Below are 14,823 nucleotides of genomic sequence, written 5' to 3'. Positions count from 1 at the left end.
GTAACACACACTTCGGCGATCAGGGAGCCCCATGCGCATCGGTATGCAATTGAACTACTCGGGCGGGTTCAGCGAGACGGTCGAGGAGGTCGGGGCCCTGGAGAGGGCGGGAATGGACATCGCGTTCATTCCCGAGGCGTACTCGTTCGACGCGGTGAGCCAGATCGGCTTCCTCGCGGCGAAGACCTCGACGATCCAGCTGGCGTCGGGCATCTTCCAGATCTACACCCGCACGCCGTCGCTGCTCGCGATGACTGCCGCCGGTCTCGACTACGTCTCCGGCGGACGATTCGTGATGGGTATCGGCGCGTCCGGCCCCCAGGTGATCGAGGGATTCCACGGCGTCAAGTACGACGCCCCGCTCGGCCGCACCCGCGAGATCATCGAGATCTGCCGCCAGGTGTGGCGCCGCGAGAAGGTGCAGTTCGAGGGCAAGTACTACCAGATTCCTCTGCCCGCCGATCAGGGCACGGGTCTGGGCAAGCCCCTCAAGCTCATCAATCATCCTGTGCGAGCCGACATTCCGATCGTCATCGCGTCACTCGGACCCAAGAACGTCGCGCTCACCGCCGAGCTGGCCCAGGGCTGGGAGCCCATCTTCTTCCATCCGGAGAAGGCCGAGTCGGTGTGGGGCGAGTCGCTCGCGGCCGGTAAGGCGAAGCGCGACCCGTCTCTGGGTGAGCTGGACGTCTACGCCAGCCCCGCCGTGGCCATCGGCGACGACGCCGACCAGTTCCTTCCGTGGATCAAGCCCCAGCTCGCGCTCTACATCGGTGGCATGGGCGCCAAGGGCAAGAATTTCTACAACGACCTCGCGGTGCGGTACGGGTACGAGGCGGAGGCAGAGAAGATCCAGGACCTCTACCTGGCCGGCAAGAAGGAGGAGGCCACGGCCGCCGTTCCCGACGAGCTGGTCCGGTCGATCTCGCTGATCGGCACCGAGAGCTACGTCAAGGAGCGCCTCGCCGCCTTCGAGTCCGCGGGTGTGACCACACTGAACATCCACCCCATCGCAGCCGACACCGCTGGCCGCGTGGGTCAGGTGGAGCAGCTCAAGGCCCTCATCGGCTGACGGGCCGAGACGTCAGCCGACGGCGCCGACCACATCCGCGATGTGGTCGGCGAGCCGGCGGGCGGTGTCTGCAGTGTCCGCTTCCACCATCACGCGGACGAGCTGCTCGGTTCCCGAGGGACGCAACAACACTCGCCCCTCTCGTCCGAGCTCGTCCTCTGCACGGGTCACCGCGTCCTGCACGAGCGGAGCCGACGTCGCGGCGGACTTGTCCTGCACGGGCACGTTGATCAGCACCTGGGGCAGCGTGCGCATGACGGAGGCGAGGTCCTCGAGGGTGCGTCCCGTCTCGGCCATCCTGGCCATGATCTGCAGGCCCGTCAGCACACCGTCACCGGTGGTGCCGAAGGCGGGCAGGACGATGTGCCCCGACTGCTCACCGCCGAGTCCGTAATTGCCGGCGCGCAGTTCTTCGAGAACGTAGCGATCGCCGACAGCGGTGGTGCGCACCGTGATTCCGGCGTCACGCATCGCGATGTGCAGTCCGAGATTGCTCATGACGGTGGCGACCAGCGTGTCGTCGGGAAGCTCGCCGCGCTGGTGCATCGCGATCGCGAGGATCGCCATGATCGCGTCCCCGTCGACCACGGCGCCGCTCGCGTCCACTGCGAGACAACGGTCCGCGTCGCCGTCGTGGGCGAGTCCGAGGTCTGCGCCCTGCTCGACGACGGCCTTCTGCACCACGTCGAGGTGAGTGGACCCGCATCCGTCGTTGATGTTGAGGCCGTCCGGGTCTGCGTTGATGGCGATCACGGTCGCTCCCGCGGCGCGGTAGGCGTCCGGCGCGGCGGTCGAGGCGGCTCCGTGAGCGCAGTCCACGACGACGGTGATGCCGTCGAGGCGTCGGGTGACGATGGTCGCGAGATGGCTCTCGTAGCGGGCGAGGGCGTCCGGGGCCTGTCGCACGCGGCCGATGGCGGCACCGACGGGGCCCGTGGCGGGCGCGTCGAGCAACGCTTCGATGCGGTCCTCCTGGTCGTCGTCCAACTTGTGGCCGCCGGCCGCGAAGAACTTGATGCCGTTGTCGGGCATCGCGTTGTGCGATGCGGAGATCATGACGCCGAGCTGCGCGTCGTAGTCGTCGGTCAAGTAGGCCAGGGCCGGGGTGGGGACGACACCGACCGTGAGGACGTCGACTCCGGCGGAGGACAGTCCGGCCACGATCGCGGCTTCGAGCATCTCGCCGCTCGCGCGCGGGTCCCGTCCGACCACGGCCAGGGGGCGGGTGGTCGACGAGGCGACCTCGCCGAGCACCGCTGCGGCGGCACGGCCGAGTCGTAGTGCGAGGTCTGCCGTCACCTCCTCGTTCGCCAGTCCCCGAACTCCGTCGGTACCGAACAACCGGGCCATGACAGTTACCTCTTCCGAGCAGGTGGAGCGAATGCAGGTGCCGTGACACGAAGCAGGCGCCCGCAGCGGTCCGAGGACCAGCCGGAGCGCCTGCTTCTCCAGAAGTGCTGAGATCAGCGCTTCGAGTACTGCGATGCCTTACGAGCCTTCTTCAGGCCGTACTTCTTGCGCTCCACGGCACGCGGGTCACGCGTGAGGAAGCCGGCCTTCTTGAGGGCGGGGCGATCGTCCGGGGTGACCTCGATGAGGGCACGGGCGATGGCGAGACGCAGGGCGCCTGCCTGGCCGGACGGGCCGCCACCGTGCAGGAGGGCGACGATGTCGAAGCCGTCCGCACGCTCGACGGTGACGAACGGGGACTTGATGAGCTGCTGGTGCACCTTGTTGGGGAAGTAGTCCTCGAGGGTGCGGCCGTTGAGCTTGAAGTCGCCCGAGCCGGGGGTCATGCGCACGCGCACGACGGCTTCCTTACGACGACCGACCGTGGTGACGGGGCGATCGATGTAGATGGCGGGACGAGCGGCGGCCTCGATGTCGGCGACGACCTCGGGCTCCTCGACGGAGACGAACTCGTCGGCGATCTCGACGGAGTCACCGATGGGGACGGTCTCTTCGGCCGTCTCGGTCACGACGTTCTCTTCGGGAGCGGTCACTGGGACACCTGCTTGATCTCGTACGGGACGGGCTGCTGAGCCGTGTGGGGGTGATCGGGACCTGCGTAGACCTTGAGCTTGCCGGCGATCTGGTTGCCGAGCTTGGTCTTGGGGATCATGCCCTTGATGGCCTTCTCCACGACGCGGTCGGGGTTCTTGTCCAGAACCTCACCGATGCTGCGCGCACGGAGACCGCCCGGGAAGCCCGAGTGGTGGTAGTGGAACTTGTCGGTCCGCTTGTTGCCGCTGATCGCGACCTTCTCAGCGTTGATGACGATGACGAAGTCTCCGCCGTCGAGGTTGGGGGAATACGTGGGCTTGTGCTTGCCACGCAGCAGAGTTGCTGCCTGGACTGCGAGGCGGCCGAGAACGACGTCGGTGGCGTCGATCACGTGCCAGGTCCGGGTGACATCCCCGGCCTTTTGGCTGTACGTGGACACAGAACTTCCTTGTCTCATCGCTGATGGTGCTGGCCAGGCGCGTGGTCGGTCGTCTCGGCGGCCAGTGGAGACCCGAGGGACCGGTATCGGTCGTGCATGACGACTCGATGTACCGAACGCCAACGGTGTACCTTACCGGCCCACGTACTGGCAGGTCAAAACCCCTCGACCGTCATCGCCGACGAGAGGTGCAGTCGATGCAGCGGCGAGCAGTGGGCAGCGCCTCGAGGCGGGGGTCGGAGATCGCCCCGCCGCACACCTCGCACTGTCCGTAGGTGCCGCGCTCGATCCGCATCTCCGCGTCGTCGAGTTCGCGCAGTTCCTCCCGCGCCTCTCTCGACATCGATGCGATGGCGGCGCGTTCGAACGCGATGGTCGACCCCTCGGGGTCGTGCTCGTCGTCGTCCGTGGTCCACCGCGACCCTTCGACGATGGCCTGGTGCTGTCGTGCGAGCGACACGATGCGGGCCTCGGTGAGCGCACGTTCCGCCGCGACCCGGTTGCGGGCGATTGCCCGAGCCGCGTGGTCGCGGTCGCTCGGGTCGGTGACGGGCTGATCCGGCAGTGTCATGACGACGTCCAGTATCCGCCCCGCGCCGACCGCAGTCGTACGGACCGTCGGAGATGGGCAACCGGAGACCCCCCGCGCCCCGGTTGCCCACCTCGTCCGTGATCAGGCGAACATTCCCCGGTTCGCCGCCTCGCGTGCCTGCATGTCGGCGTTGCCCTGACCGACGGCACTGCCGACCGCCTCGAGAACCTGATTGAGCTCCAGGGCGGCCGAGTCCCACTGGCGCTGCTTGTCCTGGTACGACTCCGACGCCGTGCCTTCCCATTCCGCCACCAGCGGCGAGATGATCTGGCGCAGTTCGTCGAGCTTGCTGTTGAGAGTGGCCTGCTTCGCGTCGATCTGAGCAGTGACCTGGTCGATGGCACCGAACACGTATCTCATGGTGAACGTCCTTCCTGACGTGAGTGATGGGCAGATCAGATGATCGGCGGGTCAGAGGTTGAGCGAACCGCCCGCGGCGGTGACGGTGCGCGTGTTGTCGTCGTCGGCAGCGCCGTAGGCGGTCCCGCTCGACTTGATGGCGTCCCCGATCGAACCCAGCGCGAGTTGCAACTTGTTCGCGCTGCCGTCCCAGCTGGTCATGACGTTCTGGAACGCGATCGCCGCCGCGCCTTCCCAACTCCCTCCGACGGCCTGGACGTCGCCACGCAGCTGGTCCAGCAGCGCCTTGATCTCGAGCGTCAGCTGGTCCACCTTCCCTGCGGTGACGTGCATCGTCTCGACGGTGGTCTTCATCTGCGACATGGTCTCTCGATCCCCCCTCGGTGTGGTCCGGGCCGGTACCCGGAACTTCCCCTGCACCTCCTTCGACGCGACGACTCGGCGAACGGTTCCGTCTCCGCCACGGCGTCACCCGACGACGAGGGACGCGAGGACCGCGGTGCAGACCTCCGCCATCACGGGGTTCGCGGCCTCGGTGCTCTGACAGCCGAGACTCGTCTGCTCCCCCGGTGACACGATCACCGTCCACGCCACCGTCGAGCCGTCGGACGCCTTCTCGGTGTAGACGAGCGCGGGACGATCGGATACGTCCGACCGTCGATCGAGCCCGCCGAGGCGATCGGGTGCGGCGTCGACCCCGGCCGACAGGGTGGCCTGCACGTCGGGGAGTCCGACGCCCACACCGAGTTCGCGGACCACCAGCACCAGTCGCATGCCGGCGAGTGTGTCGGGACGGATCTCGACCCGCTCCGTACCCGGCTCGACATGCCACCCCACCGGCACGATCAGGTGCGTTCCCGCGATCGAGAAGTCGGTGCCGGCGGGGGCGCTCGTCGTCGTCGCGGCGGCCGGCTCGGTGGTGGGCGCGGTGGGTCGGGTGGGCCCGGCCGGGATCATGGACGGCTCTGCGGCTCCTGGCCGCTCCGTCGCAGGCGCGGGCGACTGTCCGCTGGTCAGTGCCGCGACGCCGATGCTGACGCACACCAGCGCGGTCGCCACCGCTGCCACCAGGACCGGCCGTCGGGTCGTGCGCCGACGGTCCACGGCCGCCGCCGCGGCTCGTTCGGCCAGCCACGCGCCCGTCCTACCGGGCGTGAGCTCGGCCGGTACGGACGATGTGACGGCCGGAATCGGAAGGGGGCTCGCGCCCGCGCTCGGGACCACGGCTGCCGCCATCTCCTCGCCGTCCACCGTCACCACCGTCAGATCGCTCATCTCGTCGAGTACGGATCGCGGCAAGGTGTCACTCGTGCCGTGCACGACGAGTCGGCAGGCCGGCGCGGCAGCGAGAGCTCCGTCCACCGCGGCACGAGTGCGCGACACCGTCAGCTCGTCGTCCCCTCCGATCGTGGGGTCGGTCAGAACACAGTCCACGACGTCGCTGCTGAGGGCCGTACTCACCACGGTCGAGACCGTGGTGCGGTGCGGTGTGCGGTCGAGAACCACTGTTCGGCAGCGTGATCCACCGCACGGGCAGGGCCGGGCCGACTGCGCCGCGTCCCGCGCGACGAGCGCCGACGACACGAGGAGGACGTCACGCGCGAGGGGTCGCGCGGCCGCGGTGAGGACGCTGCAGCGCACGGCTCCCCAGTGCGGTGGGTGCACCAGCACCAGGTCGTGGTCCCCACCGTGCACACCCGCATCGCGCAGAGCGTCGGTGAACATCTCGGACACCATCGTCGACACCTCGACCTCGTGTCCGTCGGCGAGAGTGACGACGCGGTCGTCGATGTGGCCGAGGACGTCCACGGACGCGGAACCGTCTGCGGGAGTTCTCGACAGCACCCCGAACCGTGAACACCACACCGCGTCCACGGTCGTGACGAGTCCGACGGGCGACGTCACCGCTCGTCCGGCGCGGTCTCGCACAGCGCGGTCTGCACCAGTGTCGCCGTTCCGCGCCCGACCAGCACACCGCGTCCGGGTGGGAGTTCGGACGGACGGACGGAGCCGAGCAGGACGCCCTCCTCTCGGCTCCCGCTCATCACCAGTCCCGGTGATGCCAGGTCCTTGAGCCTCGCGAGGACCGGTTCGTACAGTGCCCGAGCGGATCCGCCGCACCGACGTGCGACGACGAGATGCAGACCGACGTCCCGCGCCTGCGACAGCAGTTCCAGCAACTCGGTCAGCGGGTTTCCGTGCGGCGTGACGACGAGGTCGTAGTCGTCGACGACCACGACGATCTCGGGACCGGTCCACCAGGATCTCGCAGCGAGTTCGCGACGAGTGGTGTCCGGTCCCGGACGGCGGGCACGCAGGTAGGTCGCGAGTTCGGCGACCATCGTCGTGGCCTGCTCGCCCGTGGACGCGTGACCGGCGAGCCGATCGGACGGGATGTCGCCCAGCAGGGTTCGTCGGTAGTCGACGGCGAGGATTCTCAGCGACGTGGCGTCGTTGGCCTGCGCGAGCGAACGGCAGATCGATCGCAGCAGACTGGTCTTCCCGCAGCCCGAGTCGCCGAGGACGAGAAGGTGCGGATGCTCGGCCAGATCGAGAACGACCGGCGCGAGATCGTTCTCGTCGACACCCACCGGCACGGTGGCGACGAATGTCCCCGAGGCGGACGGTGGCCACCACTCCGACACGGACGACAGAAGGTCGTCGCGCTCGAGTCGACGCGGCAACAGTCGCACCGGGGGCGTCGGTGCGTCACCCCGCCACCGGTGGACCGACTCGGCGATCGCGCGGTCGGTCCCGTGTCCGAGATCGTCGGTGTCGGCGATGGCGTCGACACGCGGGAGCGCGACGAGCAGATGCAACCCGTCCGGGGTGATGCCTCGACCGGGCCGACGCGTCGGGACGTGCATCGCCCGTGCTCGGCCGATGTCCGAGTCCGACGGATCACCCATGCGCAGTTCGACTCTCGTGGTGACGGCATCCTTCACCACGGGACGGAGCTCGGCCCACCGACTCGCGGCGAGGACGACGTGCACCCCGTAGGAGAGTCCGCTCGACACCAGCTGGTGCAGGGACGGTTCGAGGGCCTCGAACTCGGCTCGGATCGTGCTCCACCCGTCGACGACCAGAACGATGTCCGGCACCGGCGGTGCACTGTCTCCACCCGACTCTCGCCTGCGCCGCGCGTCGGCCATCGACCGGATCTCGCCGGTGCGGAACAACTCCTCGCGGCGCCGAACGGTTCCGACCACGTCGGCGACGATGCGTCGCACGGCGTCCGCCTCCGAGCGGACCGCGACGGATCCGACGTGAGGAAGGCCTACCAGCCGTCCGACGGATCCACCGCCGAAGTCCAGGACGTGGAACTGCACGTGGTGCGGGGAGTACCGCAGAGCCAGATCGAGGACGAGCGTGCAGAGCGCGGTGGACTTGCCGGACTGCGGTCCCCCGACGATCGCGACGTGCCCGGACGCACCGGTGAGGTCGAGTTCGAGTGCATCGCGTCGCTGGTCGTACGGCCGGTCGACCAGTGCGACCACGGCGCGCAGTGACCCCGCCGCGTCGGGCCGGTCACCGCCGAGCGCCGTGTCCGGTGACACCGAGTCGAGTGTGACGGGCCGGTCCAACGGCGGTAGCCACACCCGGTGTGCGGGACGCCCGTGACCGCGCACTCGCGCGACGACGGCGGAGAGGACGGTGCCGCCGTCCGACGACTCGGACGGAGACGGCGGTTCGACCGCCGGTTCGAGGGCGGTCTCGTCGAGCAGCGGCACCGGCGCCGCCGTGAAGAGACGGGGCCCGGTCGAGCCTGCGCCGACCGAGAGCGCTGCGGGCTCGTCGCTCCGCAGACGGGGACCCGAGACGTACATCGCGGTGAAGCGCACCAGCTCGCTGGAGTCCGTTCTGAGGAACCCCACTCCCGGACCCCCGGTCACGTGATGCGCGTCGGCGACACCCAGAACCGATCGAGATTCGGAGGCCGAGAACGTCTTCAGACCGATGCGGTAGGAGAGATGACTGTCGAGTCCGCGCAGCCGACCCTCGTCGAGCCGCTGGCTCGCCAGCAACAGATGGATGTGCAGCGAGCGCCCGAGTCGCCCGATCGCGACGAAGAGCTCGGCGAACTCCGGGAACCGGGTCAGCAGTTCGGAGAACTCGTCGACGACGACGAAGAGCGCCGGTAGAGGCGCGAGTGCGGCATCACCCTCGCGCGCACGGGTGTAATCGGAGACGTTCGCGTAATTGCCGGCGGCCCTGAGCAGTTCCTGCCGTCGAGTCATCTCGCCCGCGAGCGCGTCGCGCATCCGCTCGACCATCTGCGCTTCCTCGGACAGATTGGTGATGACGGCCGCGACGTGAGGCGCCGATTCGAGTCCGAGAAACGTGGCCCCACCCTTGAAGTCGACGAGGACGAGATTCAGGACGTCGGGCGGGTGCGTCGCGACGAGTCCGAGCACCAGCGTCCGCAACAGTTCCGACTTTCCCGATCCCGTGGCGCCGATACAGAGTCCGTGCGGTCCCATACCCCCCTCGGCGGCCTCCTTCAGGTCGAGCTCGACGACGCGACCGTCGTCGTCGAGTCCGAACGGGACGCGCAGTCGCGACCGCCCGGAACGGGAGGACCAGGCGACGCCGGGGTCGAGACTGTCGGGAGACGTCATGCCGGGCAGGTGTTCCCATGCTCGGACGCGCGGGCCACCCTCCGCCCGCACGACGGTGTCGCCCGTCCGGAATCGAGCGAGTCCCCGCGCCACCACGGCGGCGGTGACCACGTCCACACCGTCCGCGGTACCGAACATCTCGACTCCGGCCGCGCTCCGTGCGCCGAGCGCAGGCCTGTCCGCGCCGTCGCCGACGACCAGGACGAGTGTGCGATCCGCGGTGCCGTCCCGGCCCGCACCGGACACGGTCAGGACCGTCACGTCCCCGCCTCTCGTCACGGTCTCCCATGTCTCGGCATCCTCGACACCGTCCTCGGCACCGCGATCCACGACCACGATGCGATGGGGACGCGCACCGGTCGACGAGTCTGCCGCCGGGACGGCGAGGTCCCGCGCTGCCTCCGCCGGCGATCCGAAGGTCAGCCGCCGTCGCCCGCCACCGTCCGACGCGGTCTCGTCCCCGTGGTGCGGCAACCACTTCGTCCAGTCCCACGTCGCCGCGATGCAGTCGTCCACGACGACCACCACACTGATGTCGTCCGGACTGTGGAAAGTGCACGCCTGCAACACCATCGAGCGCACGAGCGCTCTCGCCGCCTCGACGGGGCCGTCGACACCGATCACGGAGAACGCGCGCAACGAGACCGCGGTGGGAAGGTCCGACACGATGGCATGGGTCCGGACGAACGAGCGCAGGAGGGCGGCCGACACCGGCTCGAGACCCTCGGGCGGACCCGTGTCGGGTGTGACGAGGCGAGTGGCGAGTCGTTGGTCGCCCACGCCCACCCGCAGATGGACGAAGTCGTCGTCTGTCGACCGCCTCTCCCACATGCGTGAGGTTCCGGCGAACGAGGACAGCGTCGACGGATCAGGATGGGAGAAGGCCAGTGCCTCGTGCTGCGCCGACGCCGTCGACCGGACCCGCTCGCGCATCGCACCGAGGTACGTCAGATAGTCCTTGCGCGATTCGTCGAGTTCGGCCGTCCGTGGCCCGCCTCCGCGGCCCCCACCGGCGAACATCCCCAACATGGACACCACCATCATGGCCGGGAACAGCAGCGTCATCGGGTTGGCGGCCGCGCCCGACGTGATCATGAGGGCAACCATGCCGACCATCGCGACCACCATGACCAGAGGCAGCATCTTCAGGAGCGGGTTCCCCGGGACCACCCGCGGAATCTCCGGTGGCGGCTCCATCTCGACGGTGCCGCCCGGCACCCGCGGCGCCTCCTCGCGCTGCGATCGACCCTGGACCACCCGCGTGTCCACCGCCGTCGCGTACTCGCCCTCACGTCCGACCACCACGTCCACCCCCCAGTGGCTCGCCGCCCCGTTCGGCGAGTCGGGTCAGACCGTAGCGCCGGACGCCGACGACCGGGAGGGAAGACGACGAGGGTTGTGGACGAACCCTCGTGCCTGTGCATATCGCGAGGCGATGTCACCGAACTGACCTATAGTGCTCGCACGACCCGCGGTGCGACCGCGGGAAGAGAGTTCGGGGGGACTTTCGATGACCATCGCGCCGACCGCTGCGCCGCTGTCCACGACGCGCGAATCCGCGGTACGCCGGATCGAGCCGGCCGTGCTGCGCATCACCGTGATCACGGGGGACGTCGAGGTGGACGTCTCGGTTCCCGGCGGAGTCGCCGTCGCCGCGACGGTGCCCGCTCTGACGGCGCTGATCGACGAGCGCGCGGACTCGGATCGTTCGCCGGGCCCACGGTCGCTCTCGACGATGGTGGGAGTGCCGCTCGACGCGCGTCTCTCGTTGCTGGACAACGGTGTTCGGGACGGCGACGTGCTGGTTCTCCACCGCGGACGAGAGTCCTCACCGCCGGTCTTCGACGATCTGACGGAGGCGGTGGCCGTTCTCTGCAACGGCCACTCGTGGACCCGGTCCGACTCGGTCGTCGCAGCCACCGTCGTGTCGACGGCGGCACTGGCGACCGCGGGATGGACCGCGACGAGAACGAGCGGAGTCCCTGCGGCAGCGAGTCTCGCCGTCCTCGCGCTGCTCACCGTCGTGGCCGCGTGTGTGTGCACCGCGGCGCGCGTCCCCTCGGCCCTGAGCTTCGGTCTCAGGTCGACCGGGTGTCTCCTCGCGTTCGCCGCGGGCACGATGCTCGTTCCCGGCCAGGATGCCGCGGCCGACGCAGTGCTCGGATTCGCGCTGAGCGCGACGGCGTCCGTCGTCACCTCGATGGTCGCCGGCCGCGAGGGACGCGCCACGTTCACCGCGGTGTCGACCGTGAGCCTCGTGGGCGCCGTCGCCGCTGCTGTCGAGGCGCTGAGTGACGTGCCCACCGTGACGATCGCGGCGGTCACCGCCGGCGTGTGCACCCTGGCGCTCACCCGCGCCCCGCGACTGTCGGCCGCACGAGCCGGAATACGCCTTCCCCCGGTACCACTCGCCGATGCCGGCGCTCGTCTCGACCACCCGGGACACGAGGGACCGCCGACGCGGCCGTCGGAAGCCGCCCTCGTCGCCGCACACGAGTCCGCTCTCGCCGACGTCGACGTCGTCGCGGAACGTGCTCGCACAGCTCAGCAGTACCTGACCGGCTACACGACGGGGTTGTCCCTGCTCGCCTCGATGGGGGCGATCGTCGTGGCCACGCACGACATCGCCGCGACCGTCGATCCGGGCAGACTCGCTGCCGCTGCCGCGATCGCCTCCGTCCTGTGCTGCCGGGGCCGCGTGGGTGTCGATCGTCTGCGCTGCGCCGTCGCTGTCACCGCGGGTGTCGCGGTCGTCCTCGTCGTCCTCGCAGTCGGTGCGTCCACACGCGCCGACCTGTGGCCGTGGTGGACCGGGGCTGCGGTGGCGGTCGGCGTCCTCGCGATCCTGATCGGTGTCGTCGCGCCGGGTCGGCGATTCTCCCCCGTCGCGCGCCGGGCGGCCGAACTGGCCGAACTCGCCGTCGTGGTCTCGATCGTTCCTCTCGTCTGTCTCGTCGTCGGGGCCTACTCGGCAGCGCGCGGCCTGTGACGGCTCAGCGACGACCAGGGGTGACCGCATGTCTCGTCGCAGCAATGGTCGTTCTGGCCCTGCCCACGACGGGTACGGCAGCCGCGGACACACCGTTGATCGATCCCGGACTGCTCCCCGAGCCGACTGCCGCGGCCCCGTCCGAACCGACCGAGCAGCGCACCCGGTGCGCGGCCGTCTCCGAGGCGCCCGTGACGGCGGTGGTACCCGCGGCTCAGAGGACGCTCCGGTTCTCGGACGTGTGGAGCCTCACCCGAGGCGCAGGTCAGATCATCGCCGTCATCGACACCGGGGTCGCACCACATCCGCTCCTCCCGACTCTGCGCGCCGGCGGCGACTACGTCTCGACGGGCGACGGGCTCGAGGACTGCGATGCACACGGCACCGTCGTCGCCGGACTCATCGCTGCTCGGCCGGTCCCGGGATCCGGCTTCGCCGGCGGAGCGCCGGACGCCACGATCCTCTCGATTCGTCAGTCCAGTGCAGCCTTCGCCGCGACGTCCTCGGAGCGGGAGGCCGACGAGAACGGTTCCACCTCGGCGGGGTACGGCGACGTCGAGTCGATGGCCGCGGCGATCCGCACCGCTGTCGACGCGGGCGCGGACGTCGTCAACATCTCGGAGGTCGCCTGTGCGAGCGCTGGATCGTCGATGGGCGACGGCGCACTGGGAGCCGTCGTGCGGTACGCCGCGGTGGACAGGGATGCCGTGATCGTCACAGCTGCGGGGAATCTGGACGGCCGTCGGTGCCGGACGCAGAACGACCTCATCCGCGGCATCGACGGACGAGACACGGCGTTGCCGGTGACTCTCGCGTCGCCGGCGTGGTTCGACGAGTACGTCCTCACCGTGGGGTCGCTGGACCCGGACGGGCGGCCGTCGTCGTTCAGCTTGAACGGGCCGTGGGTCGACGTCGCGGCTCCGGGTACCGAGGTCACGTCCCTCGGTGCCACGGGTACCGGTCTGGCCGACGGCACCCTCGACGACGAGGGGCGCCGAACAGCCTTCACGGGAACGAGTTTCGCCACACCGTTCGTCTCCGCGACGGCCGCCCTGGTGCGGGCGCGTCATCCGGAGCTGTCCGCGGCAGATGTCGTCGACCGCATCGTGACGACGGCGCACTCACCGGCAGGTGACTGGGACTCGGCTGTCGGCCACGGCAGTCTGGATCCGGTGGCGGCGGTGACGGGCAGCGCGGTCGCACGGGGTGACGACGCGTCCGTGCGACTGTACCCGCGCACGACACCGCCGGTCACCGACCGTCGCGACGCACTACTCGCCCTGGCGTCCTCCGTCGGGATCCTGCTGCTCGTGTCCGGCGCACTGGCGGTACGCGCGGTGGTCCGGCGTCAGGACCCGTCGTGACCCACACGGGCCGCATCGACGGTCAGCGCCGGACCGGTCGGCAGCAGTCCCACGACGGGCCACGGCGCCGGTGCCGGATCGCCGAGTCCGAGTGCCTCTGCGTCCTGCGTGAACGGGACGCCGAAGCGGGTTCCCGTGTCGGCGACGTAGAAGGCGGAATCGCGGCGCGGGTCGTCGGCGGCCTGCCCGGTGGTGGCGACGTACAGCCCGGACCCCGGTGCCACGAAGAAGGTGTCCAGCGCATCCCCTGCACCGTCCGCCCCGGCCAGCGTCACGGCGCGCGCGTCGGCAGTCGCACCGATCGTCATCCTCGTCTGCGCCCCGCGCCCCGTCGAGTCGTCCGGCCCGACCCACTCCACGCAGGTGGCGTCGCCGCCCGTCACGATGATCGGTGGTCGCTCCGGAAACGTGTCGACCGCCAGAGGTGCAGCGGTTCTCGGAGCCCGAGCGATCACATCGGGCGGGACGGCGTCGACACCCACCCGGCCGGCCGAATCGGAGAAGCGCAGCAGCTGCGCGGTGGCCGCTCCGATCGCCTGCACGCCGTCCTGCAGAACGACGTAGTGCTCGCTGCGATCCCCGAGATCGACCGTCACCACGGATCCGACGGGCCGACCCCCGATCGGGTACGGGGCAGCAGCGCCCGACCCGATCACCGTGGGGGTCACGATCTCCGGCGCTTCGGGCACCGCGTCGAAGAGCCCCGCCGACACCGGAGTGGGTACCGCGTCCTCAAGGCCGAGGGCTCGGGTCACGGCGGTGTTCTGCAGGTCCACCCGTGCGCGCACCTGTCCGTGCACCAGGTAGTCGACGCCGTCGCGGCGCCACACCAGCGCGTCGTCGGGGTCGAGTGCGCGACGCGGTGCGACGGACTGCGTCCCCACCGGTTCGACGGTCACATCGGTCGTGCCGCTGTCCGACTCCTCGCACACGGACCAGACCATCGCACCGGTCGTGACCGGAAGCGCCTGCGGCGCACCGCCGATACCGATCGCGGCGCCTCGGGCGCGTCGAGCGATCTCGTCCGGACCGACCGCGGTGGGCTCGTCCGGCCGACCGGCGAACAACCGGGCGGACGCCAGATCGGACGCGGGGTGGAGCGTGTCGTCCTCGACGACGTACAGAGCGCCGCTCTCGTCGTCCAGCACGATCACGGCATCACCGATACGTGCGGCCGGTCGGACGAAGGCGAGCGCGGCGCAACCGGCGAGGATCAGGACCGCCACGACGACGCCGACCCCGGAGGCCCGCGCCGTCGATCGCAGCGGTTCGTGCCGCATCGACGTGTCACCCAGGACCAGTGCGTGATCGAGCCGTCTCACAGAGAACCGATGCGCACCGATCTGCCATCGCGTGGTCGGTGTTCCTGCCATCGATATCCCCT

The 14,823-nt window shown here is 69.8% G+C and carries 12 protein-coding genes; 3 read left to right on the top strand and 9 right to left on the bottom strand.

The window, feature by feature from the left end:
- Positions 1-31: 31 nt before the first annotated feature.
- Entirely contained in the window at positions 32-1,072 is a 1,041-nt protein-coding gene (locus tag OG947_RS19875) for an LLM class F420-dependent oxidoreductase (RefSeq protein ID WP_222627338.1), read from the top strand.
- Positions 1,073-1,084: 12 nt separating this feature from the next.
- On the opposite strand, the gene glmM is transcribed toward OG947_RS19875, so the two are convergent.
- The 8 genes from glmM to eccCa form a co-directional block, all read right to left on the bottom strand.
- Positions 1,085-2,422: a phosphoglucosamine mutase gene (glmM, locus tag OG947_RS19870; RefSeq protein WP_328812690.1), complete on the bottom strand. Its 1,338-nt coding sequence runs from the start codon at positions 2,420-2,422 to the stop codon at positions 1,085-1,087.
- A 113-nt stretch (positions 2,423-2,535) separates the two neighbouring features.
- Positions 2,536-3,021, bottom strand: coding sequence for a 30S ribosomal protein S9 (gene rpsI / locus OG947_RS19865; protein WP_371831715.1), 486 nt, complete (start codon positions 3,019-3,021; stop codon positions 2,536-2,538).
- Positions 3,022-3,071: 50 nt separating this feature from the next.
- Entirely contained in the window at positions 3,072-3,515 is a 444-nt protein-coding gene (rplM, locus tag OG947_RS19860; protein ID WP_027503810.1) for a 50S ribosomal protein L13, read from the bottom strand.
- A 172-nt stretch (positions 3,516-3,687) separates the two neighbouring features.
- Positions 3,688-4,086 (bottom strand): TraR/DksA family transcriptional regulator, encoded by a 399-nt coding sequence (locus tag OG947_RS19855; RefSeq protein ID WP_328812689.1) that lies wholly within the window; start codon positions 4,084-4,086, stop codon positions 3,688-3,690.
- A 102-nt stretch (positions 4,087-4,188) separates the two neighbouring features.
- Positions 4,189-4,467, bottom strand: coding sequence for a WXG100 family type VII secretion target (locus OG947_RS19850; RefSeq protein ID WP_027503812.1), 279 nt, complete (start codon positions 4,465-4,467; stop codon positions 4,189-4,191).
- 51 nt (positions 4,468-4,518) lie between these two features.
- Positions 4,519-4,821 carry a WXG100 family type VII secretion target gene (locus OG947_RS19845; RefSeq protein WP_162246747.1) on the bottom strand — a complete coding sequence of 101 codons (303 nt, stop codon included), beginning with the start codon at positions 4,819-4,821 and terminating at the stop codon, positions 4,519-4,521.
- A gap of 114 nt (positions 4,822-4,935) precedes the next feature.
- Complete coding sequence (locus OG947_RS19840) at positions 4,936-6,372, bottom strand: type VII secretion-associated protein (protein ID WP_328812688.1); 1,437 nt, start codon at positions 6,370-6,372, stop codon at positions 4,936-4,938.
- On the bottom strand, positions 6,369-10,283 hold the full coding sequence (gene eccCa / locus OG947_RS19835; protein ID WP_328814074.1) for a type VII secretion protein EccCa: 3,915 nt from the start codon (positions 10,281-10,283) through the stop codon (positions 6,369-6,371). Before eccCa ends, OG947_RS19840 begins: the two co-directional genes overlap by 4 nt.
- A gap of 313 nt (positions 10,284-10,596) precedes the next feature.
- Here eccCa and eccD point away from each other — a divergent pair, with 313 nt between their 5' ends.
- Both eccD and mycP read left to right on the top strand, forming a co-directional pair.
- Positions 10,597-12,075 (top strand): type VII secretion integral membrane protein EccD, encoded by a 1,479-nt coding sequence (eccD, locus tag OG947_RS19830; protein ID WP_328812687.1) that lies wholly within the window; start codon positions 10,597-10,599, stop codon positions 12,073-12,075.
- 44 nt (positions 12,076-12,119) lie between these two features.
- Positions 12,120-13,439 (top strand): type VII secretion-associated serine protease mycosin, encoded by a 1,320-nt coding sequence (gene mycP, locus OG947_RS19825; protein ID WP_328812686.1) that lies wholly within the window; start codon positions 12,120-12,122, stop codon positions 13,437-13,439.
- Here mycP and eccB read toward each other — a convergent pair.
- On the bottom strand, positions 13,424-14,812 hold the full coding sequence (gene eccB, locus OG947_RS19820) for a type VII secretion protein EccB (protein ID WP_328812685.1): 1,389 nt from the start codon (positions 14,810-14,812) through the stop codon (positions 13,424-13,426). The two genes, mycP and eccB, sit on opposite strands and share 16 nt — an antisense overlap.
- Positions 14,813-14,823: the final 11 nt, after the last annotated feature.

The organism is Rhodococcus sp. NBC_00297 (genome assembly GCF_036173065.1).
GTDB lineage: Bacteria > Actinomycetota > Actinomycetes > Mycobacteriales > Mycobacteriaceae > Rhodococcoides.
Note: the sequence above shows the minus strand (reverse complement) of the source record. Positions and strands in the feature narration are given on the sequence as shown.